Below are 24,710 nucleotides of genomic sequence, written 5' to 3' on the forward strand. Positions count from 1 at the left end.
GATCCGACGACCCCATCGAACTACCGAAGCGAGTACCGCCATGCGCGAAGCAGTCATCGTCTCCACCGCCCGGACCCCCATAGGGAAGGCGTACCGCGGCGCATACAACAACACCCAGGGCCAGCAGCTCGCGGCCCACGCTCTCACGCATGCGGTGCAGCGGGCCGGACTCGAGGGAAGCGAGATCGAGGACGTCATCCTCGGTTGTGCCGTGCAGCAGGGCACAACCGGCGGCAACATCGCGCGTCAAGCCATTCTGCGAGCTGGCCTACCGGATTCGATCTCGGGCATGACACTGGACCGGCAATGCTCGTCCGGCTTGATGGCGATTGCCACCGCCGCCAAACAGATCATCTGCGACGGCATGCACATTGCAATAGGCGGCGGCATCGAATCGATCTCCCTGGTACAGAACCACAAACAGAACCACCACCGGTCACTCGACCCCTGGCTCGAACAGAACGCCCCCAACATCTACATGCCCATGCTGCACACCGCCGAGATAGTCGCCGAACGATACAACGTCAGCAGACAACGCCAGGACGAGTTCGCGGAACTGTCCCAGCAGCGCACAGCTCGCGCTCAAGGAAGCGGCCGGTTCGACGCGGAAATCGTTCCCCTGGACACCATCAAGACCGTGACCGACAGGGAGTCCGGCGGAACCGTCGAGACCCGGGTGACCCTCACCCAGGATGAGGGCAACCGGCCGTCGACCACCCTCGACGCACTGGCCGCACTGGCACCGGTGCTGCCGGACGGTCAGGTATCCGCCCGAGCCACCGTGACGGCAGGTAACTCCTCCCAACTGTCCGATGGTGCATCAGCATCGGTACTGATGGAATCCAGCGAAGCAGAACGGCGTGGACTACAGCCACTCGGAATCTATCGCGGCATCGCGGTGGCCGGGTGCCGTCCGGACGAGATGGGCATCGGGCCCGTCCTAGCGATCCCGAAACTGCTCAAGGAGCACAGTCTCACCGTCGACGACATCGGACTGTGGGAACTCAACGAAGCCTTCGCCTCCCAGGCGGTGTACTGCCGCGACGAACTGGGCATCGATCCCGAACGCTTCAACGTCAACGGCGGCGCGATCTCGGTCGGACACCCCTACGGGATGACCGGGGCACGCCTGGTCGGTCACGCCCTGATCGAAGGAAAACGCCGAGGCGTGCGTTACGCCATCGTCTCCATGTGCATCGGCGGCGGCATGGGGGCTGCCGGACTATTCGAAATCGCCTGACATCGCCATCCAGCTCTGCCATCACAGTCACGGCACCCGGTGTGCAGCCTCTTGCCATCCGCCGAACACGCGCTGATGCAAGGCCTCAACGGCGGTCGCAACCAGATCAACACCCTGATCCTGCGACCCGGCGCACGTAACCGCAAGACCGAGGAATCCGCGGATCGAGCACGCCCGCGCAACAACATTCGAGGGACGACACCAATGACGACTGTCACCGAACCTTCCAACCGCGCAGCGGTCCCCATAGATTTCGTCAGCGGACTGGAGGGCGTGGTCGCCTTCACCAGCGATATCGCTGAACCCGACAAGGACGGCGGCGCCCTGCGCTACCGCGGCGTCGACATCGAAGACCTCGTCTCCAAGCACGTCACCTTCGGCAACGTCTGGGCACTGCTCGTCGACGGACGCTTCGGCCCCGGCCTGCCCCCGGCCGAACCCTTCCCCCTGCCCGTGCACACCGGCGACGTCCGCGTCGACGTCCAGGCCGGCCTCGCGATGCTCGCCCCGATCTGGGGATACCAACCCCTCCTCGACATCGACGACGACACCGCCCGCGAACAACTCGCCCGCGCCTCCGTGATGGCCCTGTCCTACGTCGCCCAGTCCGCCCGCGGCATCTACCAGCCCGCCGTCCCGCAGAAACGCATCGACGAAGCCAAGACCGTCACCGAACGATTCATGGTCCGCTGGAAGGGCGAACCCGACCCCGCCCACGTCGAAGCGATCGACGCCTACTGGGTCTCCGCCGCCGAACACGGCATGAACGCCTCCACCTTCACCGCCCGCGTCATCGCCTCCACCGGCGCCGACGTCGCCGCCTCCCTCTCCGGGGCCATCGGCGCAATGTCCGGCCCCCTGCACGGCGGCGCCCCCGCCCGCGTCCTGCCGATGATCGAGGACACCGAGAAATCCGGCGACGCCCGCGCCCTGGTCAAGGGCATCCTCGACCGCAAAGACAAACTGATGGGCTTCGGTCACCGCGTCTACCGCGCCGAAGACCCCCGCGCCCGCGTGCTGCGCGCCACCGCCAAACGGCTGAACGCCCCCCGCTACGAAGCCGCCGCCGCCCTCGAGCAGGCCGCCCTCGCCGAACTCCGCGAGCGCCGCCCCGACCGGGCCATCGAAACCAACGTCGAGTTCTGGGCCGCGGTCATCCTCGACTTCGCCGAGGTTCCCGCGCACATGATGCCCGCGATGTTCACCTGCGGCCGCACCGCCGGCTGGTGCGCCCACATCCTCGAGCAGAAACGTCTGGGCAAGCTCGTCCGCCCCGCCGCCATCTACACCGGCCCCGCACCCCGCACCCCCGAGTCCGTCGAGGGCTGGGACCAGATCGCCCACACCAGCTGAACACCCTCACCGGAAATATCAGTAAGGAACAGAAAGTAGCGATGACCTCCACACCGATCATCCCCGCAGACCTCCTGCCCGCCGACGGACGTTTCGGCTGCGGACCCTCCAAGGTTCGCCCCGAACAGCTTCAGTCGCTGGTGGAGGTGGGCTCCTCGGTGTTCGGCACCAGCCACCGCCAGAAGCCCGTCAAGGACGTCGTCGCCAGCGTGCGGTCCGGACTCGCCGACCTGTTCTCCCTACCCGAGGGATACGAGGTGGTTCTCGGCAACGGCGGCACCACCGCGTTCTGGGATGCCGCGGCGTTCGGCCTCATCCGGGAGAAGTCGCTGCACCTGACGAACGGCGAGTTCAGCTCCAAGTTCGCGTCGGTCGCGAAGAACAACCCGTTCATCGGTGATCCGATCGTCGTGTCGGCCGAGCCGGGCAGCGCCCCCGAGCCGGTGTCCGACCCGTCCGTCGACCTCATCGGCTGGGCACACAACGAAACCTCCACCGGTGTCGCGATCCCCGTGTCCCGTCCCGCCGGGTCGGAGAACGCCCTCATCGCCATCGACGCCACCTCCGGTGCCGGCGGACTGCCGGTCGATGTCTCCGATGCCGACGTCTACTACTTCGCGCCGCAGAAGAACTTCGCGGCAGACGGTGGTTTGTGGATCGCGCTAATGAGCCCGAAGGCCCTCGAACGGGTGGCGGAGATCAAGGACTCGGGTCGCTGGACCCCCGAATTCCTCTCGCTGCCCATCGCCGTGGACAACAGCTCGAAGGATCAGACGTACAACACGCCGGCCGTGGCGACACTTCTGCTGCTTGCCAACCAGATCGAGTGGCTGAACAAGCAGGGCGGCCTCGACTGGGCCACCTCGCGCACCGCGGATTCGTCCTCGCGTCTCTACCAGTGGGCCGAGGCGACCGAGTACACCACCCCGTTCGTCAGCGATCCCGCGCACCGCTCGCAGGTGGTCGGCACCATCGACTTCGACGACAAGATCGACGCCGCCCAGGTGGCGAAGATCCTGCGCGCCAACGGTGTGGTCGACACCGAGCCGTACCGCAAGCTCGGCCGTAACCAGCTCCGCGTCGGCATGTTCCCGGCCGTCGACCCCGAGGACGTCACGCAGCTCACCAAGTGCGTCGACTGGGTCGTCTCTCAGCTCGGCTAGTGAACTGAATCGACGTCAGCCCCCGGCATGTGCTGCCGGGGGCTGACGTCGTTTTCAGTCGGTGGCGGTTTCAGTCGGTGGCGAGGAATCGGTGGAACGGAGCGAGAGCCTCGTCCCCGAGGTGAGGGCCGCTGACCTCGATCTCGACGTCGGTGGACTCCACCACCTCGGAGCAGCGCAGGCCGAACCGCGGCCCGTCCGGGAGGATTCGGCCGAAGTCGTCGGACGACGCGGCGAAGACGACCCGTCTGATCCCTGCCAAGACCATCGCGGCGCTGCACATCGGGCAAGGCTCACCGCTGGCGTACATGGTGGCGCCGACGAGCTGCTCTGTCCGCCCCTCGGCGCAGGCCGTGGTGATCGCATCGAGTTCGGCGTGCTCGGTGACGTCGCCGGACGTGGCGACGGAATTGGCGCCCTCGCTGATGACGTGACCATCGGAGCCGACGGCCACCGCACCGAAGGGTCTGTTGCCCGCGTCGCCGGTCTCGTCGGCCAGTTCGATCGTGCGCCGCAGATGGGCGAGGTCGGTGGCGTCGACATCGGTATGGCTCATCGTCGGGGTGTCCACTTCTGTTCCGACTTCCCGTTCCCGGGCTCTGCCGATCAGTATGCGCGCCACGACCACGTCCTGGGAGCCGATCCCGACGGAGTGATGGACGGTGTCCGGGATGAATCGCGACTCCGAAACGTCGAAGCCTAACGCGGACATCATCCTCTGTGCCGTGACCACGGCCGCGCGTGTCCTCCCGCATCGGCTGTCACGAATGAATTACAGTTGGCGCGGTACATCGTCGCGAGCCGGCGCGATAAGGAGGTCAACGTGCGAGAGCTTCGAGTGATCGGTCTCGAGCCAGATGGTTCGCACGTCGTGTGCGCTGATGCTGCTACCGGCGAAAAATTCCGGCTTCCCGCCGATGACAAGCTCCGCGCAGCATCCCGCGGGGACATCGCTCGACTCGGCCAGATTGAGATCGAAATGGACAGTCAGCTCAGACCCCGTGAGATCCAGGCCCGCATTCGCGCCGGCGCTTCCGTAGAGCAGGTGGCCGACGAGGCCGGTATTCCGCTGTCGAAGGTGGAACGCTTCGCCTACCCGGTTCTACTCGAACGCTCCCGTGCCGCCGAGATGGCGCAGGGTGGACATCCGGTACGCGACAACGGCCCTGCCGTTCCGACGCTGGCCGAGATCGTCACCCAGGCTTTCCGGGCGCGCGGACACAACATCGACGACGCCACGTGGGACGCCTGGCGTGACGAGGACAACCACTGGGTCGCCCAGCTGCAGTGGCAGGCGGGCCGCACCACCAACGCCGCGCACTGGCGGTACCAGCCGGATGCCCACGGCGGCACCATCGTCGCGCTCGACGACACCGCGTTCGACCTGATCGATCCCGACTTCGGCCGTCCACTGCGCGGATTGGCTCCCGTGGCATCCGACGAGCCCGAGCAACTCGAGTTCGTCGACTACCCGGCGGAGTCCCCATCGCCTGCGGCGGAGCCGGAGCGCATCGTCGAAGCCGAAACCGACGTGCCCGAGCCGATCGACGAAGACACCGAGCCCGAGCAGACCGCACCGAAGGTCGCTCCGCACCAGACCTCCAACAGGGACAAGCGCGGGAAGCCGTCGCTTCCGTCGTGGGACGACGTTTTGCTCGGCGTTCGCAGCAGCGGACGCTGATCACCGGCGCGGTGAACAGGCCGGGAACACGGTCGTGGTCGTACTCTTTCAGGTAAGCACCGAAAGAGAGGGATGACCGTGGGGGCGAAGGTATCAACGATCTGGTACGTCGACACCCCCGATCCGGTCACCGTCCTACGTGGACACCCACAATCCGATCCTGATGCCGCCCAGGCACTCGCCAGCCGGCTCTATCCCGATCTGGTGGCCACGCCGACCGGTTCGGCGTCGCTGTCCGAGGCGTCCGCCGTCGACCAGGACGGCACCGTGTATATCGGTTGCTACTCCGGTGTCACCGTCGTGTGCAGTGCTGATCTGACGATTCCCCGCCCGTCGACACTGCCTGAAAGCTGGTTGCCGGTCCCGGAATTCGAGCGAATCTACTATGTGGCGTCCAAGCCCGGCCTCGCGTGGGGTTCGTTCGCAATGTGGGAGAACGGCAAGATGGCCCGATCCTTCAGTGCGACACCGGTGCACATCCATGAAGACCTCGGCCTACCCCTGGTGTGGGAAAGACCTTACTGGGCGGGCGAGTTCCCGTTGCGCTATCCGCCGGGGGTTCTTCCCGATCCACAGTCGCTGCCGTTCCACCCACAACAGTTCGCCGAAGGCGCCAACCGGAACTGGCTGGGATTCCGGTACACCGGACCCCGAGAGGACTCCGAGCTCGACCCGAAGTCCCTCCCGGTGCTCGCCTTCAGCGTGCACCGCCCAGGCGAAGGGCCCGCCGCGGACGTAGAGGAGCCGGAAACGCCGAAGCCGGAACCGGTGTCAGCACCGGTGTCGGAGCCGGCACCGGCACCGGTACCGGCGCCCGTTGCCGTCGAACCACCCTCCAGCATCCGTAGGCCAGGACGCCTGCGCAGGTATTTCGGTTTCTGAACGGTCAGCCGGCGCCCGCGAGAGCCGCGATCCATCCCACGAAAACTCCTACGCCCATTCCGTATACCACCCAGCGCCACACCGGTGTCCGGCGGAACCGCCACGCAGTCGGGGCGACACCCGCCACCACCACCAGCTCCAGGAAGACCGCGAGCACCGCGTTGATGCGGGCCAATTGGGTGCCGAAGGCGATAACCGCGGTCGCCACGACGACCGCTGTGAATCCGGTGACGAGTAACCCCGTGAACCACGGGGCCCCGGCGCCGGACACCGGTCGTGGTGCAGGCGGCACCGTCACCGACCCGTCCGGACGCGTTCGTAGAACGCCATCGCGGCGGCGGTGGCCACGTTCAGCGAATCCGTCCCCGGGGCCATCGGGATGCGGGCACGGACGTCGGTGGCGCGCATGGCATGTTCGGTGAGGCCTGGGCCTTCCGCGCCGAGCAGGACGGCGACCTTCTCCCCCGTCATGGCCTCGGCCAAGGTGATCGCTTCGGGGTTCGGCGTCAGCGAGATCAATTGGAACCCGCGCTCGCGCAACGCGTCGAGGTCGCGGGGCCAGGCCGACACGTGTGCGAACGGAACGCGCAGAACGTGACCCATGGACACTCGCACCGCCCGGCGGTAGAGCGGGTCCGCGCAACCCTTGCCGAAGACGACGGCGTCCACTCCCAGCCCGGCAGCGTTGCGGAACATGGAACCGAGGTTCTCGTGATCGTTCACTCCCTCGAGGACAGCGACCGTTCGCGCGTTGTCGAGCACCTCCGGCAAGTCGAGCGGCACCGGCCGACGTGCCGCGGCCAGTACGCCGCGGTTGAGATGGAATCCCACGACCTCCGCCATGACATCCGCCGTCGTTCGATAGAACGGGACGTCCACCCGAGCCAGGTCGTCCGCGAGTTCCCCGAGCCGGCGATCGACGCCCAGAAGCGCGATCGGGTCGAAACGAGAGGCAAGCAGGCGCTGAGCCACCAGCACGCCTTCCGCAATCACCAGGCCCTTACCTTCGGGAAGATCCGGGCGGCGATCCGAGGAGTTGAGATCGCGGAAGTTGTCCAGCCGCGAATCGGCCGGATCTGCTATGTCGATGACGGAAACCACTGGTCCATCGTGCCGTATGTGCAGAGTCACCCCGTTGACTCCCCACCACCGAACGCGAAAGCTCGAAGGGATGAAGCAACTGCACGGACGCACGGCTCTGGTGACGGGTGCCTCCGGCGGCCTCGGCCGCGTCATCGCACGGGCGCTGGCGCGTGAAGGCGTCACCGTCGCCGTGTCCGGCCGGCGCGAGGATCGACTCGCGGAAGTCGTCGGTGAACTGCGTGCTCTCGGTGTGCGCGCCGAGGCCGTGCCCGGGGACCTGAACCGACTGGAACAGCTCGATTCGCTCATCGAACGCACCGAGGCGGCAGTCGGTCCCCTCGACCTGCTGGTGAACAACGCCGGAGTGGAGAACGTCTCGGCCTTCACCCGACTCGACCCCGGCGAGCTCACCGCAATGGTCGACGTCAATCTCACCGCACCACTGCTTCTCACACGCCGAGTGGTTCCCGGGATGCTCGACCGCGGTTGGGGACACGTGGTGTTCATCTCTTCGCTGGCAGCGAAGCTCGGTCCGGCGTACTGCGCGCCGTACGCCACGACGAAGGCGGGCCTGATCGGCCTCACCCAGTCGCTGCGGGCGGAGTACGCGGGCTCGCCCGTCGGCTTTTCCGTCGTGTGCCCCGGATTCATCGCCGGCGACGGCATGTACCAACGCATGACGGAACGCGGCATCAGGGCCGGCCGGATCACGGGCGAGACCACCACCGACAAGGTCGCCGCCGCCGTGATCCGGGCAATCCAGCGTGACCGGCCCGAGATCGTCGAGAGCGGAGCCCCGATCCGCCCGCTGCTCGCTCTGGGGCAGATCGCGCCGGGACTGGTCGAACGGGTGGCGGCGCGGTTCGGCGCCACCGCGATGTTCCGGCGGTTGAGCGAGGACCGCGGCAGGGTGGAGCCGGACGCTTGATGGCGGCAAGCTCCTCCGAGTCGCGTGTCCGGGGGCGGGCACTCACCTAGGCTCGCGTAAGTGAGGGATTCCAGACCGACGGTCGGTTCGCCTGCGGAACTGGCGCGGGCGCTCGACGCCACGGGCTATCTCGCCGACGACGGCGTCGCGATGGCCGCGTTCCTCGCCATACGTATGGGACGGCCGCTGTTCTGCGAGGGTGAACCCGGCACCGGCAAGACGTCGCTCGCGACCGCGTTGTCGGAGGCGTTCGACCTGCCGCTGATCCGCCTGCAGTGCCATGAGGGCATCGATGCCGCGCAGGCGCTCTACGACTGGGACTTCCCGCGGCAGCTGTTGCACCTGCGGACGCTCGAGGCGGCGAGCAACGGCCTGCTCGAGGCCGACACCGTCGAACGCTCGCTGTACACCGAGCGGTTCCTGCTGGCCCGCCCCTTGCTGCGGGCGCTCACCGAAGCCCCCTGCGTGCTGCTCGTCGACGAGATCGATCGCGCCGACGACGAGTTCGAGGCGTTCCTGCTGCAGGTATTGGACGAGAACGCGGTCACCATCCCAGAACTCGGCGAGGTGCGGGCGGCGACACCGCCGCTGGTGGTGCTCACCTCCAACCGCACCCGCGAAGTGCACGACGCCCTCAAACGCCGCTGCCTGTACCACTGGCTCGAGCACCCCGACCTGGCCCGGGAGGTCGCGATCCTGCGGCGCCGCATCCCCGGCATCGGCCCCGCCCTCGCCGCGCAGGTCGCCCACGCCGTCCACTCCCTACGGGAAATGGAACTGCTCAAGCCGCCGGGGGTGGCCGAGGCACTGGACTGGGCGCGCGCGTTGCGCGAACTCGACCGGGATGTGCTGGACGCGGAGACAGCCGCCGCGACGCTCGGTGCCGTCCTCAAGTACCGCGAGGACCTCGAACGGGTCGCCCGTGCCGGACTGGACCGGCTCCTGGCCGGGTGAGAAGCATGCCCGCAGCACAGGGCGCCGGCGATCCTCTGGTGGGGTTGGCCGGGTTCGCCCACGCCCTCGCAGCCGCGGGACTGCCGGTCGCGTCGGACGCCGTCTCCGCGTTCACCCGGGCGCTCCGCGAGGTGGAAGTGCGCAATCCCGAGCAGGTGTACTGGGCAGGTCGCGCGACACTGTGCCGCGGTCCCGACGACATCCCCCGGTACGACTCGGCGTTCGCAGCCTGGTTCGGCGGTACCGTTCCCGCCCGCGTGCCGCGGTCCGGGGAACTGCCTCGCCGGGCCCGAACCGCCGCCCTGACCACGACGGACGGCGGCGACACCGGTGGCGACGCGCCGCAACTGCGGGTCGCCGCGGATGACACCGAGGTATTGCGCCACCGCGACATCGCCGACCTCACCGCGGCCGAACGCGCGCACCTCGCCGAGTTGATCGCCGCCCTGCGCCCGCGGCCCCCGACCCGCCCGGCCATCCGGATGCGCCCGGCCCGCCGGGGGACGGTGGACCCGCGGCGCACCGTACGGGGCATGCTCGCGGCGGGCGGCGAACCGGTGCGGCCGAGCCTCCACCGCAAAGCCACCCGGCCACGCCGGATGGTGCTGCTCATCGACGTGTCCGGATCGATGAGCCCGTACGCCGACGCGCTGCTGCGTTTCGCGCACGTCGTCGCCCGCGGCAACCCGGGCGGCACCGAGGTGTTCTCGCTGGGCACCCGCCTGACCCGGCTGTCCCGGGCGCTGCGGGTCCGCGACCCGGAAGTGGCGCTCGCCGCGGCAGGCCGGGCCGTGCCCGACTGGGCGGGCGGCACCCGTCTCGGTGAGACGCTGCGCGCGTTCCTGGACCGCTGGGGCAGGCGGGGCGTGGCCCGCGGCGCCGTCGTAGTGATTTTCTCCGACGGCTGGGAGCGCGGTGACCCCACGCTGCTCGCGGAACAGATGGCACAGTTACGCCGGCTTGCTCGCACCGTGCTGTGGGTGAATCCGCACGCAGGCGCGGACGGTTACGAGCCGGTGCAGTCGGGGATCGCGGCCGCGCTGCCGTACGTCGATCGTCTGCTCGCCGGGCACAGTCTCGCGACACTGCAGGAACTGCTCGAGGTCGCGCGCCGAACGTGACCGATCCGGAACGGGTTCCACGATTTCGGGTGTTGTTCGCGCTTCATCGGCGCAGAGTAGGACGTATCACCTGAGGCTCCCGGCTTTGGAGGCGCGATGCGCATCACTGTCACCGTCGACGGAACGAAATACACGGACGAGGTGGAACCACGACTACTCCTCGTCCACTACCTACGGGACCGGCTCGGCAAGGTCGGCACCGTCATCGGCTGCGACACCGGCAACTGCGGGGCGTGCACCGTTCACCTGAACGGTCACAGCGTCAAGTCCTGCTCGATGCTCGCCGTGCAGGCCGACGGCGCCGACGTCCTCACCATCGAGGGACTGTCCCGGAACGGGACCCTGCACCCCGTGCAGCAGGCGTTCCGCGACAACCACGCCCTGCAGTGCGGCTACTGCACGCCCGGCATGATCATGCAGACCCTCGACCTGCTCGCCGAGGAACCCGACCCGGACGAGCGGACCGTGCGGCTGGGGTTGGAAGGCAACCTGTGCCGCTGCACCGGATACCAGAACATCGTCAGCGCGGTGCAGGATGCGGCGCAGCGGTTGCGCGGCGGCAGCACCACCGAAACACCGACGACGGCGGATGCACCGAAGACCGACACCGCGCAGGGAGGTGTGCGATGACCGCCACCGCCGAACCGGAAATCGGGAAGGCCCGCAAGCGCAAGGAAGACGAGCATCTGGTCACGGGCCGCACCCGCTGGACCGACAATCTCGTGCTGCCGGGTATGCAGCACCTGGCGATTCTGCGCAGCCCGTTCGCGCACGCCCGCATCACCGGTGTCGATGCCACCGCCGCCCGCGAGATGCCCGGTGTCGTCGCGGTCCTGACCGGCGCCGATCTCGCCGCCGAGCAGGGCAGTCTGCCGTGTGCCTGGCCGATCACACCGGACATGAAGTCACCGCCCGCCCCGTCCCTCGCGGTCGACGGCGTCAACTTCGCCGGCGAGGCCGTCGCGGTCGTGGTGGCGCGCAGCGCGTACGAGGCGCACGACGCACTCGAGGCGATCGACGTCGAGTACGACGAACTGCCGGTCGTGCTGGATCTCGCGGCCGCGGCCGCCGACGGCACCGACCTCGTGCACCCGGACCTCGGGACGAACGTCAGCGCCACCTGGACCTTCGACTCTGCGGAGGCAGGCACGGGCGGCGACGTCGAGCAGGCCATCCGCGACGCCGAGGTTCTCGTCGAGCGCACGTTCCGGCAGCAGCGGCTGATCCCGGCGTTCATGGAACCCCGCTCGGTGGTGGTCGACCCGACCGGCGCTCAGATCACCATGTGGTCGGCCACACAGATCCCCCACATCCTGCGGCTGATGCTGGCGATGACGCTCGACATACCGGAGCACAAACTGCGCGTCGTCGCCCCGGATGTCGGCGGCGGTTTCGGCGGCAAACTTCAGGTGACGCCGGAGGAGGTCATCGCGCTGCTCGTCGCGCGACGACTCGGCAAGCCCGTCAAGTACACCGAGTCGCGTAGCGAATCGATGGTCGCGGCGCATCACGGGCGCGACCAGATCCAGAAATTGACCCTGTCCGCCCGCCGCGACGGCACCGTCACCGGAATGAAGGTCGAACTGCTCGCCGACATGGGCGCGTATCTGCGCCTGGTCACCTCGGGGGTGCCGATCCTGGGCGCGTTCATGTTCAACGGCATCTACAAGTTCCCGGCGTATCACTTCACGTGCACCAACGTGTTCACCAACAAGGTGCCCACCGACGCCTATCGCGGCGCGGGGCGGCCGGAGGCGACGTTCGCGATCGAGCGGATGATGGATGAGCTCGCGACCGAGTTGTCGATGGATCCGCTGGAACTGCGGGCGAAGAACTGGATTACCCACGAGGAGTTCCCGTTCGACACCGTCGCGGGCCTGACCTACGACTCCGGCAACTACGAGGCCGCCACCGAGCGCGCGCGGGAGTTGTTCGACTACGACGGTCTCCGGCGCGAACAGGTGGAGCGACGCGAGCGAAAGGACCCGGTGCAACTCGGCATCGGGGTGTCCACGTTTACCGAGATGTGTGGTCTGGCGCCGTCGCGTACCCTCGGCGCCCTGGCCTACGGGGCCGGTGGGTGGGAACACGCGGCGATCCGGATGCTGCCCACCGGCAAGGTCGAGGTGGTCACCGGTTCGTCGGCGCACGGCCAGGGACACGAGACCGCGTGGAGCCAGGTGGTCGCGGATCAGCTCGGGGTTCCGTTCGAGGACGTCGAGGTGCTACACGGCGACACCCAGACGTCGCCGCGTGGCATGGACACGTACGGTTCACGGTCGCTGGCCGTCGGGGCGATCGCGGTGGTGAAGGCCGCCGAGAAGGTGATCGCGAAGGCCCGGCCCATCGCCGCGCACCTGATGGAGTGCGCCGAGGACGATCTCGAATTCACCGAGGGCCGATTCCGGGTGAAGGGCACCGAGAAGGCGGTCGGCATCGCCGACGTCGCGCTCGCCGTGTTCGCCGCGCACGATCTGCCCGACGGGGTGGAGCCGAACCTGGACTCCGAGGCCACGTACGACCCGGAAAATTTCTCGTTCCCGCACGGCACGCATCTGTGCGCGGTGGAGGTGGACACCGAGACCGGGAAGGTCGGCATCCGGTCCTATGTGTGCGTCGACGACATCGGGCACGTGGTCAACCCGCTGATCGTCGAGGGTCAGGTGCACGGCGGACTTGTCCAAGGCATCGCGCAGGCCCTGTACGAGGAGGCGGTGTACGACGAGTCCGGCACTCTACTGTCGGGTTCCTTCGCCGAATACCACGTACCGTCCGCGGCCGATCTGCCGAAGTTCACCACCGGCCGCACCGAGACCCCCGCCACCGGTAATCCGCTCGGCGTCAAGGGAGTCGGTGAGGCGGGAACGATCGCATCCACCCCCGCCGTCGTCAATGCCGTCCTCGACGCCGTCCGCCAGTTCGGGGTGCATGACATCGCGATGCCCTGTACACCGATGCGGGTCTGGAACGCCATCCGGTCCGCTCAGGGAGGTGCCCGATGATTCCGTCGACCTTCGACTACGTAGCCCCGACCACGGTCGAAGAGGCGGTGGCCGCGCTCGCCGAGGCAGGGGACGACGCCAAGATACTCGCGGGCGGCCAGAGCCTGCTGCCGGTGCTGCGGCTGCGCTTGTCCTCGCCGAGCACTCTCGTCGATCTCGGCCGGATCGGCGCGTTGCGCGGTGTGCGCGAGGACGGCGACAGCATCGTGATCGGCGCGATGACCACGTATTACGACATGATCCGTGACCCGCTCGTCCAGGAGCACGCGCTGCTGCTCGTCGAAGCGACCCGCACTGTTGCCGATCCGCAGATCCGGCACCGCGGCACGCTGGGTGGCGCTCTGGCGCATGCCGATCCGGCGGGTGACCTGTGCGCACCGGCACTGGCACTCGACGCCACCCTGACCGCGGTCGGTACCGCGGGCAAGCGGAGCATTCCGGTCGCCGACTTCTTCGAGGGCTACTACACGACGGCACTGCACCCGGACGAAATACTTGCGGATGTGCGGATTCCGAAGCACACCGGCTGGGAGGCGCGGTACGAGAAGTTCAACACCGTCGCGGAGGCGTGGTCGATCGTGGCGGTGGCCGCGACGATTCAGGTCGACGGCGGCACGATCCGGCAGGCCCGGGTGGCGCTGACCAACATGGGGGCCGTGCCGGTGCGGGCTCGCGGCGTCGAGGACGCGCTCGTCGGCAAGGCCTCCGATCCGGAGTTGATCCGGGCGGCCGCCGAGCACGCGGCCGAGGGCACCGACCCGGTCACCGACGGTAACGCCGACGCCGACTACCGCAGCCACCTCGCGAGAGTGCTGACCCGGCGGGCCGTGGCGACGGCGGTCGGCGTCTGAACGGGCGCGGCAGCCGTCAAGGCCGTGAGTCGCGGCCGGCTTCCACCGCCTGCTCGGTGGCGTCGCACACCACGACCGGGTGCGGGTCGACGACGTTGTGCAGCTCGAACACCGGAAGGTAGCGGCCCGCATCCGGTCTGCGCACCTTCAGTCGCACTCGTTGGTGCCGCATCAGATACAGGGCAGCGCCGAGGCCGCTGACCAATGAGATGACACCGCCGATCACGAGGGGCGCACGCGGGTCGAGGACGTCGGCGAGCCAGCCGAGGACCGGACTGCCCAGCGGAGTGCCGCCCAGGAAGCAGAGCATATAGATACCCATCACCCGGCCCCGCATCTCCGACGGCACCGACATCTGCAGAATGTTCATCGCCGCCGTGGTGAACGTGAGGGTGAGCGCCCCCGTTGGCACCAGCATGACGGCCACGAGGAGGTAGGTGGGCATGAGTCCGACGAGAATCTCGAACGCGCCGAACGCTGCCGCGGCACCGAGGAACGTACGCAATCGCGGCGGTGTCCGGCGCTTCGCGGCGATCGTGGCGCCCGCGAGCGCGCCGACGGCCAGGGTGGTGGACAGCAGCCCGTAGGCGTCCGCGCCTTGCCCGAAGGTGTTGCGGGCGAGCACAGCCAGGCTGAGGGCGAAGTTCAGCCCGAACGTCGACACCAGGAACACGGCGATCATGAGCACGCGCAGATCGGCGCGGCCCCACACATACCGAAAGCCCGCCCGCACCTGCCCTCTACCGCGTTCCGCGGGCGGCGCGGTGAACAGTTCCCGCGTATTCATCATCACCAGCGCGACCAGCACCCCGGTGAACGTGGCTGCGTTGAGGAGGAACACCCAGCCCGTGCCGATGAGGGTGATGAGCACCCCGGACACCGCCGGGCCGATGATGCGTGCGGTGTTGAAGGTCATCGAGTTCAGCGCGATGGCATTGGGAAGGAAATCCCTGCCGACCATTTCGATGGTGAACGATTGACGGACCGGTGCATCGATCGCGGAGGCGCAACCCAGCACGAAGGCGATGAGGTACACGTGCCACAGCACGACCACCCCACCCACGTCGAGCAGGCCGAGCACCAGGCCGCACAACGCCATCGCCACCTGAGTGGTGATCAGGATTCGCCGCTTGTCGTAGCGGTCGGCGAGCACGCCACCCCACACGGACAGGAACAGGGTCGGCCCGAACTGCAGTGCCATCACGATGCCCACCGCGAGGGCGTTGCCGTCCGACAGGGTCAGGACGAGCCAGTCCTGCGCCACCCGTTGCATCCACGTCCCGACGAGGGACACGATCTGCCCCGAGGCCCACAACCGGTAGTTGCGGGTATGCAGGGCGGCGAACATTCCGGTCTTCTGCCGGGCGGGTGAGGCGGCGTCAGGTTCGGGTGGCACCGTTCCATCTTGCTCCCGACGGCCGAAGCGCCTGCGCTCCGGTGCGGCTACTCGGAGTCGGCGACGATGGCCGTGATGATGCCGACCGCGTCGCGGAGCGTTTTCAACTGGTCCTCGTCGAGTCCGGACAGCCGCTCGTTCATCCAGGCTTCACGGGCGTGCGTCTCGTCGGCGATCAACGCGTGACCGGCATCGGAGAGGGTGACGATGATCTGGCGGCCGTCGGTGGGATGCGCTGCACGCTCGACCAGTCCGAGATCGACGAGCGAGGCGATGACCCGGGTCATCGACGGCGGCTGTACCTTCTCACGGGCGGCGAGATTGCCCGGCGTCATGGCTCCGTCGCGGGCAAGGGTGGCGAGCGCGGACAACTGGGTGAGCGACACCTGGGCGTCGACGCGACGCCCACGCAGATGACGCGTGAGGCGCACGACGGCCAAAGAGAGGTCGCTGGCGAGTGCGCGCGTATCCGTGGTCACGGGAATGACAATACGGGACCGATGGGCCGTCGTTTACGTTACTGCGTCGGTGATCGGGCCCACTGCGAAGTACGCCACGAACAGCAGTGCCACCACCCACATCAACGGGTGAATCTTCTTGACACCGCCACTCGCAGCGTTCAGGACCACCCAGGATATGAAGCCGACACCGATGCCGTTGGCGATCGAGTAGGTGAACGGCATCACGACGATGGTGAGGAACGCGGGCAGTGCGATCGAGAACTTCGAGAAGTCGATGTCGCGGACCTGGCCGATCATCATGGCGCCCACCACAACCAGGGCTGGTGCGGCCGCCTCGATCGGCACCACCGAGTACAGCGGGGTGAGGAACATCGCGGCCAGGAAGAGCAGTCCCGTCACGACATTCGCCAGGCCGGTGCGCGCGCCCTCGGCGATACCGGATGCGGACTCCACGAACACCGTGTTGGACGAAGCGGATGCGCCACCTCCGACGATGGCACCGGTTCCCTCCACGACGAGCGCCCGCCCGATGTTGGGCAGGTTGCCCTCCTGGTCGGTGAGACCGGCTTCCTTGCCGAGTCCGGTCATGGTGCCCATGGCGTCGAAGAAGTTGGCGAGCACGAGAGTGAACACGAGGAGGCTCGCGGCCAGCACGCCGATGCGGACGAAGGCGCCGAAGAGGCTGACGTCGCCGACGAGGCTCAGGTCCGGGAGTTCCGCGACGACATCGGGAGCCGCGGGCACACTGAGGTTCCAACCGTTCGGGTTCACTCCGAGCGACGGGCCCACTCCGGCGACCGCCTCGATGATCGCCGCGAGCACGGTGGTGACGACGATGCCGATCAGCAATCCACCGCGCACCTTACGGACTACCAGTACGCCCATGAGCAGGACACCGAACACGAAGGTCACTGTGGGCCAGGAAGAGATAGATCCGTTGATGCCGAGTCCCACGGGGACCGTCGTTCCGGCGGCGTCGGGAATGCGTCGCACGAATCCGGCGTCCACGAGGCCGATGAACGCGATGAACATTCCGATGCCGGCGGCGATCGCGGATTTCAGTTCGGGCGGAATGGCGTTGAACACCGCGGTCCGGAAACCTGTGAGCGCCAAGACGACGATGATGATTCCGTCGATCACCACCAGGCCCATCGCCTCCGGCCAGGTGACCTGCGGCGCGATGGTGACGGCGAGGAGACTGTTGATACCGAGGCCCGCCGCGATCGCGAAGGGATAGTTGGCCACGATGCCGAAGACGATGCTCATCAGCCCGGCCACGAGGGCGGTGACCGCGGCCACTTGGTTGACGGGGAGGATGTTGCCGAGGACGTCCGTCTTGGCGACGGCGTCGTCCGCGGAGAAACTGCCGAGAATCAGCGGGTTGAGGACCACGATGTACGCCATCGCGACGAAGCTGACCACACCGCCACGAACTTCCGTGCCCACCGTCGAACCACGTTCGGTGATCTTGAAGTAGTTGTCGAGCAGTTTCGGAGCTGCACCCATGTTCTCAATCCCCATCGCCAGAAGTCGCGCGTCGCTACTGGAGATTAGGGCACGGCGACGAGGGTAGCGTTCTTTCGGTGAACGAGACCGCAGACCGACAGCCCCTCACCCGGCGCCTCGCCGACCCGCGACCTGCACTGATCCTGGGCACGCTCGCGTGGGTTGTGGCGATGGTCGTGGTGATCGTCACGGGCGACCGGTGGGCGGATGCGTTGCCGACGTGTATCGCGGGCGTCGTCGTCGGATTCCTCGGCTACGGATTGTTCGCGCTGCAGCGGCGGGCGGCGAGGCGCGGCAGTCGGGGGGCACAGCAGGGTCTGCTCTAGTGGCACAGCAGGGTCTGCTCTAGGGGCGGGTGCTGGTGCGGGCGGGTGAGCGGGTCAGCAAAATCCAGAAGGCCGCCCACAGTGCCCCGAAGACCCAGCCGGCGAGGACGTCGGTGATCCAGTGCGCCGCGAGGTAGACCCGCGACAGCCCGACCATCAGCGTGTAGAGCCCGAGCAGGGTCAGCGCTGCCGCGCGGACATGAGGAAGCACGACGAGGCGAACGACCACGGTACCGACGACACAGGCCAGGATGGCGGTCATCATGGCGTGGCCGGACGGGAACGAGTAGGTCGAGATGTCTACCAGCCGTTCGGGGAGCGGTGGTCGGTCGCGCCGGAACAGTTGTTTCAGGCCGCTCATCACCGCCCAGCCGGACAGCATCGCGCCGCCGACGAGCAGGGCGTCCCGTCGGCGGTCCTGCCGCAGCAGAGTGACGGTGAGTACGACCGAGATGATCCACGCGGCGACGGTTCCCCCGCTGTTCGTGATCGCCGTGACGAGGTCGACCAGCCACAGCGGCCGGTCCTCGATCACCCCGTCCAGAACACTGCTGTCAACGGGCATCGGGCACACCCCAGGTGGCTGCCGCCCAGGACTCGGAGACGTGGGTGGTGCCGTCTTCGTCCACCCACCACGGAACGGTCACTTCGGCATCGAGGGCACCGGTGAGCGATACGGTGAGCTGCGGATGAACCACGACCTTGCCGTGGGGCAGGGGCCGGCCGATGCTGACGTGGGCGAGCACTGCCGTCGGTTCGAGCTCCCATGACACCGGGCGGCCAGTGCTGGTCACGACGCTCCGCACCGCCGCGGAGGCTGTGGCGACATCGAGCAGGTCGGCCAGTGCCTCACCGGTGTCGAGGGCCCCGGCGACCAGACGGTCGTGCGGGACTGCGGCGGCCAACCACGGCTTGTCGAGCACCAGCGCCTCGCCGGCGTCGATTACCGCGCCGGTGACGGCGCGCACATGGTCCGGAAGATGTAGTTCGTCGAGGTCGAGGATCCCCGCAGCAGCGGCCGCGCCCAGCAGGGTGTGCGTGCGCACGATCACGGCCGGGGAAGGCTGCCGCCTGGAGTCGGCGAGACGATCGAGGAGTAGCTGCGCCAGTTCGGGAGAATCGACGGCGGGTGAGGCGAGCGCCGCGGCGAACACGCCCGACTCCGGATGATCGACGGCGTCAAGTAGCCCGGTGAACGTGTCATCGCCCGGTTCACGCAGCAATCCCAGGACCTGGCCGTCCAGTTCTGCGTTGTGCCGTAGCCACCACGCCGTATAACCACCGCGGTCCGCGAGCAGTGGGCGGGTCGACGGATCCGTCGCGAGCATGGTCAGAGCCGTCGCCCAGCGGTCCTCGTCCACGAGGTCGAGGTCACGTACGGCGTCGATCGTCTCGGGATCATCGTCGAGTGTGTCCCACCAGCGGTTCTCGTCGTCGAGGTCGTGATCGGGCCCGGTGGGCAGTTCTGCGCGCAGCACGGTGAAGCCCCAGCCCACACCGACGGCACGTAATGCAGTCTCGCCCACCCGCTCGGCGAAAGCCGGGTCCACCGACGCGAACGGCGAGTCGTCCACCAGAACCGCCGCGAGAGGTGCACCGGGTAGGAGCAATTCGTCGGCGCCGCGCAACTCGCCGTCGATGTCAGGCAGAAGGAGTTCGCCCACCCACGACGGCAGGGCACCGAGCTCGGCGTGTGCGGCGAGCGCGAGCACCACGGTGGACAATTCCTCCGCCGCCGCCACGTCGTCGTGATCGAGGTCCGCGATCTCGGCCCGCAGCGCCGGGTCGGACAGCAGGTCGACGGCGGTCGCGGTCTTGGCGCCGAGCCTCGACAGCAGCGGGTGTGCCGCCTCGGGGTGGACCAGCCGCGTCCAGTCGACACCGAGAACGTCTCCGATGTCGTGACCCAGCAATACCGTTCGCGGTCCGGTCACCGTGCGGCCGTCCGACAGCGGCACGGGAATGGAGGCCAGTTCCTCGGCGGCGAGTGCGTCGACGGCCAGAGGTTCGAGCGCCGCGTACAGGCGAGCCCACCACGTCGGCTCGCGGTCGATCCCGCTGAGCAGTTCGGCGATGCGGGCGAGTCCGATCCTGTGGGTGTCGACGGCGGCCAGAGCGGGCGCCCAGCGCGGGCCCGACAGTTCCGGCACTACCAGGCCGTCCACGATGTCGGCGAGGAGTTCGGCGAGTTCGTCACTGAGTCCGGGAACGACCGATGCCCGGTTGGGCGCCCTGTCCTTACCGCCGACTGTGGGAAGCCACGGTTTCTCCCGCAGTTCGGTCAGGAGCTGTTCTCGCAGAGACGAATCGACCTCGCTGCGAGCGAAACCCGGCAAGGGGACCAGCGCCAGTCGTTGTTTCGGGGGCAATGCCGCCACGAAGTCGGCGTAACCGACCGTCACCTCGGCAAGCGATACGCCGGGCAGCACCCGCCGGCGATCGGGCTGCATCGCAATGTCCGCTATCAACATTGCCGGGATCGACAGTTCCTCGTCCGAGCGAGTGGGGGCGCGCAGGACGTCGTCGGCAGAGGGGCGCACGACGCCGTCGACCACGCGGACCAGCCACCGGGCCCGCCCGGATTCGAATTGCCACCAGTGGTCGTCGCCGACGGCAATGTCGGTCAGCCCGGATGCCAGTGGGTGCTCACGTCTTCGAAACTCCCTGTCCCCCACGGTGATCGAGGCCAGGGAGGGAAGCTCGAGCAGCAGGTCCGGCGCCTCACGGGCCATGTGGGACAGCAACGCGGTCGCGTCGACGGTGTCGCGCAGGGTCAAGACGACCTCGGACGTCGCCCCCGCGACGGGACGGTGGTCGGTGGGCCACGCGAGGCGCAGCGCCGGAACATCGGCACCCGGATCGGCGCCGTCGAACTCCGCGAGCGCAGATCGCGTGCGCTGCGAGGAGAAGGCGACCGAACCGGACGTCGAGCGCAACTCCACCTCGTCGCTCACCGACAACACCGCGGTGAAACCGACCCCGTAACGGCCGACGGTGCCCGCCGACTTGTTCGACGCGCGGAGGGCGACGAGAGCCTGCACCCCGGACTCGTCCAGCGGCGCACCCGTATTGGCGACGCTCAGCACGCGTCCGTCGAGACGCACCCAGAGCTCACCGGGCACGCCCGCGCGCGCTGCCGCGTCGGCGGCGTTCTGCGCCAGCTCGGTCAGCAACCGGTCGCGGTAGCCGGCGTGGACGAGATCGGACTCCGCGGCGGCGTCTTCCCTCAACCGGGTCGGTGAGGTGCGCCACGCGTGCAGCGTCGAGTCCCGAAGGGCACCCGTGCCGAAAGGATCGGCTAGCTGGTCGATGCGGAATCCTCCACGTCGGAGTCCCCGGCCGCGGTCGCCTCGGCCGTCACTGTCTCCGTGTCGGTGTCGGCGGTCCCGGCCTCGGTTCCGGTCGGACCCTCGACCATCTCGACGGCGCCGTCGTCGTAGGCGTCGAACTGCGGCGAACCGGCACCCGACGGCAGCGAGGTGTCCGAATGGGCCCCGCATCCGTATTCGGCGTCGACAACGTGCCCGTCCGCCGCCAACTCATTGCCGCACACGCCGAACGCTCGATGCAGCGACCCGGCGAGCGGCAGATAGAACCCGCACAGGGAGCACGTGGACGGGGCCGCCCTGGCCATCTCGGAATCCGGACCGTACTCGCCGTCGTGCCAGCGTTGCGCGGCGTCGAGACGGCCCTCGAGGCTCATCACCTGTTTGCGGCCGAGCCCGATTTCGAGGGCAGCGTCGTCGACCTCGGGGTCGCCGTTGGCGACGTAGCCGGGAACGAGCCGGGGGTCGCCGGCCGGGGGTGCCAGCAAGTCACCGGCCGACAGATCACCCGGCCGAATGCGTTGATCCCAGGGAATCCAGTCGGGGGCGACGAGGGCATCGGGTCCGGGCAGGAGGGCGATCTCGCTGACGGTGGCGTGATCCGCCGCGGGATCAGCAGCCACCACCACCGCCCACTGCCAGCCCCGGTAGCCCGGAAGGTCGGCAACGAAACGGTGAGTCGCGGCGCACTCGTCCTCGGTGGTGACACCCAGGTACTCGCCGATTCCCCCGTCCTGCAGTTCGGCCAGCGCGGTTCGGGCGAGCTCGACGGCGTCGGTCAGTACGGGGCGCGACACTGCGCGCTCGTCGGAAGAAGCAACACTCACACCACCAGTTTGCCGCACCACCGCAAGTGGATGCCCACCTGGGCTGTCATGCTGGTCCGATGACCGGCGGAAGGCACCTCGTCCCCGCACTCGCGGGGCCCCTCCTCGGGGTCGCGATGATGGTGAGCTCCTGCTCCGCGCAGGCCCCCACAGCGGCCGACGCCCCCGACGCCGAGCTGAGTGTGGAGATACTGCGCACCCTCGATCACGACCCGAATGCCTTCACTCAGGGGCTCGAGATCGCCGGCGACGATCTCTTCGAGGGGACAGGTCGAAGCGGCGAGTCGTGGGTTCGTGCGACAGACATGGGCAGCGGGACCGTCCGCGCTCGGGCCGAGCTCCCTCCCCCACTGTTCGGTGAGGGCATCACCGTCGTCGACGACACGGTGTGGCAGCTGACCTGGCGTGACGGTGTGGCCATCGCTCGGGACCGGGAGACCCTGAGCGAGCAGCGTCGGGTCGCACTGGACGCCGAGGGCTGGGGCATCTGCGCGCTTGCCGACAGCCTGGTAACCAGTGACGGCTCGTCGACCCTCACCTTCCGCGACCCCCGAACGTTCGAAGCGCAGCGCACCGTCCAGGCGCGCCGGGACGGAGTTGCCGTCACTCACCTCAACGAACTCGAGTGCGCGGACGACGGCACCATCTACGCCAATGTGTGGACCACCGACACCCTCGTCCGTATCGACCCCGCCGACGGCGGCGTGATCGCGGCGATAGACGCAAGCGCACTACGCGACGCCTTGCCGCCCGGGCCGCGGGACGTCGACGTCCTCAACGGCGTCGCCCAGATTCCCGGAACCGACCGTTTCCTCCTCACCGGAAAATACTGGCCGCGCATGTTCGAGGTCCGATTCGTTCCCTGACAGGCCGGTCCCACCAGCTTGCCCGGGGTTGCTGTGGTCGGATGTCCGCCGACTAGGACAGAATTGGGGAGTGACCGGACCGCGCGAACCCTTCGACTCCGACAGCAGTCGGGCGCCCCACGGCAATTCCGGGCCCACCGCTCATCCCGGCTACGACAATTATCCTCCGGCTGCCCGCTCCGGAGGACGACGTACGCCGTTACCGCCCCTGCATCCGGTGGGCGGTGGGCAGCGATCCCGGTCGGAGGAGGACCGGGCGAACGCCCCCAAGGCGCCGCCGATGCCGCGCAAGCTCACGGTCACCCGGGTAGCCGCCATGCGCAGTCGCGAGCTGACCAACAGGACGATCGCCACTTTCCACCGGGCAGCGAAAGCTGACGGGGCCGACAAATCGGGACTCACCGCGCTCACCTATGCGGTGATGACCAACAACGCGACCGATGCGGCCATCGCCGTCGCGCTCGCGAACACCCTGTTCTTTTCCGCGGCGACGGGCGAGGACAAGACCAAGGTCGCGCTGTACCTTCTGATCACCATCGCCCCGTTCGCGGTCATCGCCCCACTGATCGGCCCGATGCTCGACCGTCTTCAGCACGGTCGGCGCATCGCCCTCGCGTCGTCGTTCGGACTGCGTACCGCGCTCGCGATCATCCTGGTCTTCAACTTCGACAGCTGGGTGCTCTATCCCGCCGCACTCGGGATGATGGTGCTCAGTAAGTCGTTCTCGGTCCTCAAGAGCGCTGTCACACCACGAGTACTACCGCCCGAGATCGACCTCGTCCGGGTCAACTCCCGGCTCACCGTGTTCGGTCTCCTCGGCGGAACCATCGGCGCGGGTGCTCTCGCGGGCGCTCTCGCACTGGCCACCGGATCGTCCATGGCGACGTTGTGGCTGGCCGCGGTGATCACCGTCCTCGGTGCCTACCTGAGCATGCGTATCCCGTCGTGGGTGGAGGTGACCGAAGGCGAGGTCCCGGCCACCCTCACCTATCACGGTGACGACCGGCGCACCGAGGTCATCGACCGCACCCGGGTGACGCCGGAGGCGGACGCCGGGCCCAAGTCGGGCAAGCGCAGGCAGCCGCTGGGACGGGCGGTCATCACCGGGCTGTGGGGCAACAGCACGATCCGCGTGCTCACCGGGTTCCTCACCCTGTACATCGCGTTCGTGGCGAAGTCCCGGACCGACCACGAACCGCTGATCCAGGCCGCGATGCTGGGCTTGGTCGGGGCGGCCGCCGGCATCGGGAACTTCACCGGCAACGCCGCCGGCGCCCGCCTCAAACTCGGCCGTCCGGCCCTGATCGTCCTGCGTTGCACGGGCGCCGTCTGGGTGGTGGCCGTGATCGCTGCCGTCACCGACAACCTCCTGACCGCAGCCGTTGCCACCCTCGTCGGGTCGGCGGCGAGCGCCCTGGCCAAGGTGTCGCTGGACGCATCCTTGCAACACGATCTGCCGGAAGAATCGATCGCCTCGGGATTCGGTCGTTCGGAGACGGTGCTGCAGCTCAGCTGGGTGGTGGGCGGTGCGCTGGGCGTCCTGCTCCCCACCGAGTACTGGATCGGATTCACCGTGGTGTCGGCGGTCATGACCGTCGGGCTGGTGCAGACGGTCCTCACCTACCGGGGCAGCACGCTGCTGCCAGGCCTCGGCGGAAAGCGGCCCGACCTCGCCGAACAGGAAGTAACTCAGCCAATCTCGACCCACAGGGCCGACCGATCGACGGGAAATGTGACGTAAGTG

23 protein-coding genes are annotated in these 24,710 nt (G+C 68.2%); 14 read left to right on the forward strand and 9 right to left on the reverse strand.

Annotated features, from left to right (window positions below):
- Positions 1-40: 40 nt before the first annotated feature.
- From ACH49N_RS04805 to serC, 3 genes are all read left to right on the forward strand, one after another.
- Positions 41-1,240, forward strand: a complete 1,200-nt coding sequence (locus ACH49N_RS04805; protein WP_358276139.1) for an acetyl-CoA C-acyltransferase — start codon at positions 41-43, stop codon at positions 1,238-1,240.
- Positions 1,241-1,444: 204 nt separating this feature from the next.
- On the forward strand, positions 1,445-2,593 hold the full coding sequence (locus ACH49N_RS04810) for a citrate synthase 2 (protein WP_397504415.1): 1,149 nt from the start codon (positions 1,445-1,447) through the stop codon (positions 2,591-2,593).
- Positions 2,594-2,634: 41 nt separating this feature from the next.
- Positions 2,635-3,756 carry a phosphoserine transaminase gene (gene serC, locus ACH49N_RS04815; RefSeq protein WP_159919885.1) on the forward strand — a complete coding sequence of 374 codons (1,122 nt, stop codon included), beginning with the start codon at positions 2,635-2,637 and terminating at the stop codon, positions 3,754-3,756.
- A 70-nt stretch (positions 3,757-3,826) separates the two neighbouring features.
- On the opposite strand, the gene ACH49N_RS04820 is transcribed toward serC, so the two are convergent.
- Positions 3,827-4,312 carry a nucleoside deaminase gene (locus ACH49N_RS04820; protein WP_358271400.1) on the reverse strand — a complete coding sequence of 162 codons (486 nt, stop codon included), beginning with the start codon at positions 4,310-4,312 and terminating at the stop codon, positions 3,827-3,829.
- A gap of 267 nt (positions 4,313-4,579) precedes the next feature.
- On the opposite strand from ACH49N_RS04820, the gene sepH reads away from it, so the two are divergent.
- Together sepH and ACH49N_RS04830 are read left to right on the forward strand one after the other, a co-directional pair.
- Positions 4,580-5,437 carry a septation protein SepH gene (gene sepH / locus ACH49N_RS04825; protein WP_159919883.1) on the forward strand — a complete coding sequence of 286 codons (858 nt, stop codon included), beginning with the start codon at positions 4,580-4,582 and terminating at the stop codon, positions 5,435-5,437.
- A 72-nt stretch (positions 5,438-5,509) separates the two neighbouring features.
- On the forward strand, positions 5,510-6,319 hold the full coding sequence (locus ACH49N_RS04830; RefSeq protein WP_358270899.1) for a DUF6928 family protein: 810 nt from the start codon (positions 5,510-5,512) through the stop codon (positions 6,317-6,319).
- A gap of 4 nt (positions 6,320-6,323) precedes the next feature.
- Here the strand turns inward: ACH49N_RS04830 and ACH49N_RS04835 are convergent, their stop codons facing one another.
- Both ACH49N_RS04835 and ACH49N_RS04840 read right to left on the reverse strand, forming a co-directional pair.
- On the reverse strand, positions 6,324-6,617 hold the full coding sequence (locus ACH49N_RS04835; RefSeq protein WP_397504416.1) for a DUF2537 domain-containing protein: 294 nt from the start codon (positions 6,615-6,617) through the stop codon (positions 6,324-6,326).
- The gene (locus ACH49N_RS04840; protein ID WP_317768651.1) at positions 6,614-7,420 is read right to left on the reverse strand and encodes an RNA methyltransferase; all 807 of its coding nucleotides are present in this window, start codon (positions 7,418-7,420) and stop codon (positions 6,614-6,616) included. Before ACH49N_RS04840 ends, ACH49N_RS04835 begins: the two co-directional genes overlap by 4 nt.
- A gap of 70 nt (positions 7,421-7,490) precedes the next feature.
- On the opposite strand from ACH49N_RS04840, the gene ACH49N_RS04845 reads away from it, so the two are divergent.
- From ACH49N_RS04845 to ACH49N_RS04870, 6 genes are all read left to right on the forward strand, one after another.
- On the forward strand, positions 7,491-8,330 hold the full coding sequence (locus tag ACH49N_RS04845; RefSeq protein ID WP_358270901.1) for an SDR family NAD(P)-dependent oxidoreductase: 840 nt from the start codon (positions 7,491-7,493) through the stop codon (positions 8,328-8,330).
- Positions 8,331-8,390: 60 nt separating this feature from the next.
- A complete protein-coding gene (locus ACH49N_RS04850) occupies positions 8,391-9,284 on the forward strand; it encodes a MoxR family ATPase (protein WP_358270902.1) in 894 nt (297 codons plus the stop codon).
- 5 nt (positions 9,285-9,289) lie between these two features.
- Positions 9,290-10,405 carry a VWA domain-containing protein gene (locus tag ACH49N_RS04855; protein ID WP_358270904.1) on the forward strand — a complete coding sequence of 372 codons (1,116 nt, stop codon included), beginning with the start codon at positions 9,290-9,292 and terminating at the stop codon, positions 10,403-10,405.
- 96 nt (positions 10,406-10,501) lie between these two features.
- Positions 10,502-11,035: a (2Fe-2S)-binding protein gene (locus ACH49N_RS04860; RefSeq protein WP_358270906.1), complete on the forward strand. Its 534-nt coding sequence runs from the start codon at positions 10,502-10,504 to the stop codon at positions 11,033-11,035.
- Positions 11,032-13,407: a xanthine dehydrogenase family protein molybdopterin-binding subunit gene (locus ACH49N_RS04865; RefSeq protein ID WP_358270907.1), complete on the forward strand. Its 2,376-nt coding sequence runs from the start codon at positions 11,032-11,034 to the stop codon at positions 13,405-13,407. The genes ACH49N_RS04860 and ACH49N_RS04865 overlap by 4 nt, the downstream gene beginning before the upstream one ends.
- On the forward strand, positions 13,404-14,258 hold the full coding sequence (locus ACH49N_RS04870; protein WP_358270908.1) for a xanthine dehydrogenase family protein subunit M: 855 nt from the start codon (positions 13,404-13,406) through the stop codon (positions 14,256-14,258). Before ACH49N_RS04865 ends, ACH49N_RS04870 begins: the two co-directional genes overlap by 4 nt.
- Positions 14,259-14,274: 16 nt before the next feature.
- Here the strand turns inward: ACH49N_RS04870 and ACH49N_RS04875 are convergent, their stop codons facing one another.
- The 3 genes from ACH49N_RS04875 to ACH49N_RS04885 form a co-directional block, all read right to left on the reverse strand.
- Positions 14,275-15,606, reverse strand: a complete 1,332-nt coding sequence (locus ACH49N_RS04875) for an MFS transporter (protein ID WP_358271402.1) — start codon at positions 15,604-15,606, stop codon at positions 14,275-14,277.
- A gap of 95 nt (positions 15,607-15,701) precedes the next feature.
- The gene (locus ACH49N_RS04880; protein ID WP_109327398.1) at positions 15,702-16,133 is read right to left on the reverse strand and encodes a MarR family winged helix-turn-helix transcriptional regulator; all 432 of its coding nucleotides are present in this window, start codon (positions 16,131-16,133) and stop codon (positions 15,702-15,704) included.
- 33 nt (positions 16,134-16,166) lie between these two features.
- Positions 16,167-17,621, reverse strand: coding sequence for an NCS2 family permease (locus ACH49N_RS04885; protein WP_250777843.1), 1,455 nt, complete (start codon positions 17,619-17,621; stop codon positions 16,167-16,169).
- Between the two features lie 77 nt (positions 17,622-17,698).
- Between ACH49N_RS04885 and ACH49N_RS04890 the strand changes: the two genes are divergently transcribed.
- The gene (locus ACH49N_RS04890; RefSeq protein WP_109327394.1) at positions 17,699-17,947 is read left to right on the forward strand and encodes a DUF2530 domain-containing protein; all 249 of its coding nucleotides are present in this window, start codon (positions 17,699-17,701) and stop codon (positions 17,945-17,947) included.
- 19 nt (positions 17,948-17,966) lie between these two features.
- Here the strand turns inward: ACH49N_RS04890 and ACH49N_RS04895 are convergent, their stop codons facing one another.
- From ACH49N_RS04895 to ACH49N_RS04905, 3 genes are all read right to left on the reverse strand, one after another.
- Positions 17,967-18,512 (reverse strand): phosphatase PAP2 family protein, encoded by a 546-nt coding sequence (locus ACH49N_RS04895; RefSeq protein WP_358270910.1) that lies wholly within the window; start codon positions 18,510-18,512, stop codon positions 17,967-17,969.
- Positions 18,502-21,069 carry an ATP-binding protein gene (locus ACH49N_RS04900; RefSeq protein ID WP_358271404.1) on the reverse strand — a complete coding sequence of 856 codons (2,568 nt, stop codon included), beginning with the start codon at positions 21,067-21,069 and terminating at the stop codon, positions 18,502-18,504. The genes ACH49N_RS04895 and ACH49N_RS04900 overlap by 11 nt, the downstream gene beginning before the upstream one ends.
- Before the next feature lie 176 nt (positions 21,070-21,245).
- On the reverse strand, positions 21,246-22,121 hold the full coding sequence (locus ACH49N_RS04905) for a DUF3027 domain-containing protein (RefSeq protein ID WP_358270911.1): 876 nt from the start codon (positions 22,119-22,121) through the stop codon (positions 21,246-21,248).
- Between the two features lie 38 nt (positions 22,122-22,159).
- Between ACH49N_RS04905 and ACH49N_RS04910 the strand changes: the two genes are divergently transcribed.
- Together ACH49N_RS04910 and ACH49N_RS04915 are read left to right on the forward strand one after the other, a co-directional pair.
- On the forward strand, positions 22,160-22,966 hold the full coding sequence (locus ACH49N_RS04910) for a glutaminyl-peptide cyclotransferase (protein WP_358270913.1): 807 nt from the start codon (positions 22,160-22,162) through the stop codon (positions 22,964-22,966).
- A 70-nt stretch (positions 22,967-23,036) separates the two neighbouring features.
- Entirely contained in the window at positions 23,037-24,707 is a 1,671-nt protein-coding gene (locus tag ACH49N_RS04915; RefSeq protein ID WP_358270915.1) for an MFS transporter, read from the forward strand.
- Positions 24,708-24,710 lie beyond the last annotated feature (3 nt).

The sequence above is a fragment of the Rhodococcus sp. NPDC019647 genome, assembly GCF_044389235.1.
Taxonomy (GTDB): Bacteria; Actinomycetota; Actinomycetes; order Mycobacteriales; family Mycobacteriaceae; genus Rhodococcus_F; species Rhodococcus_F oxybenzonivorans.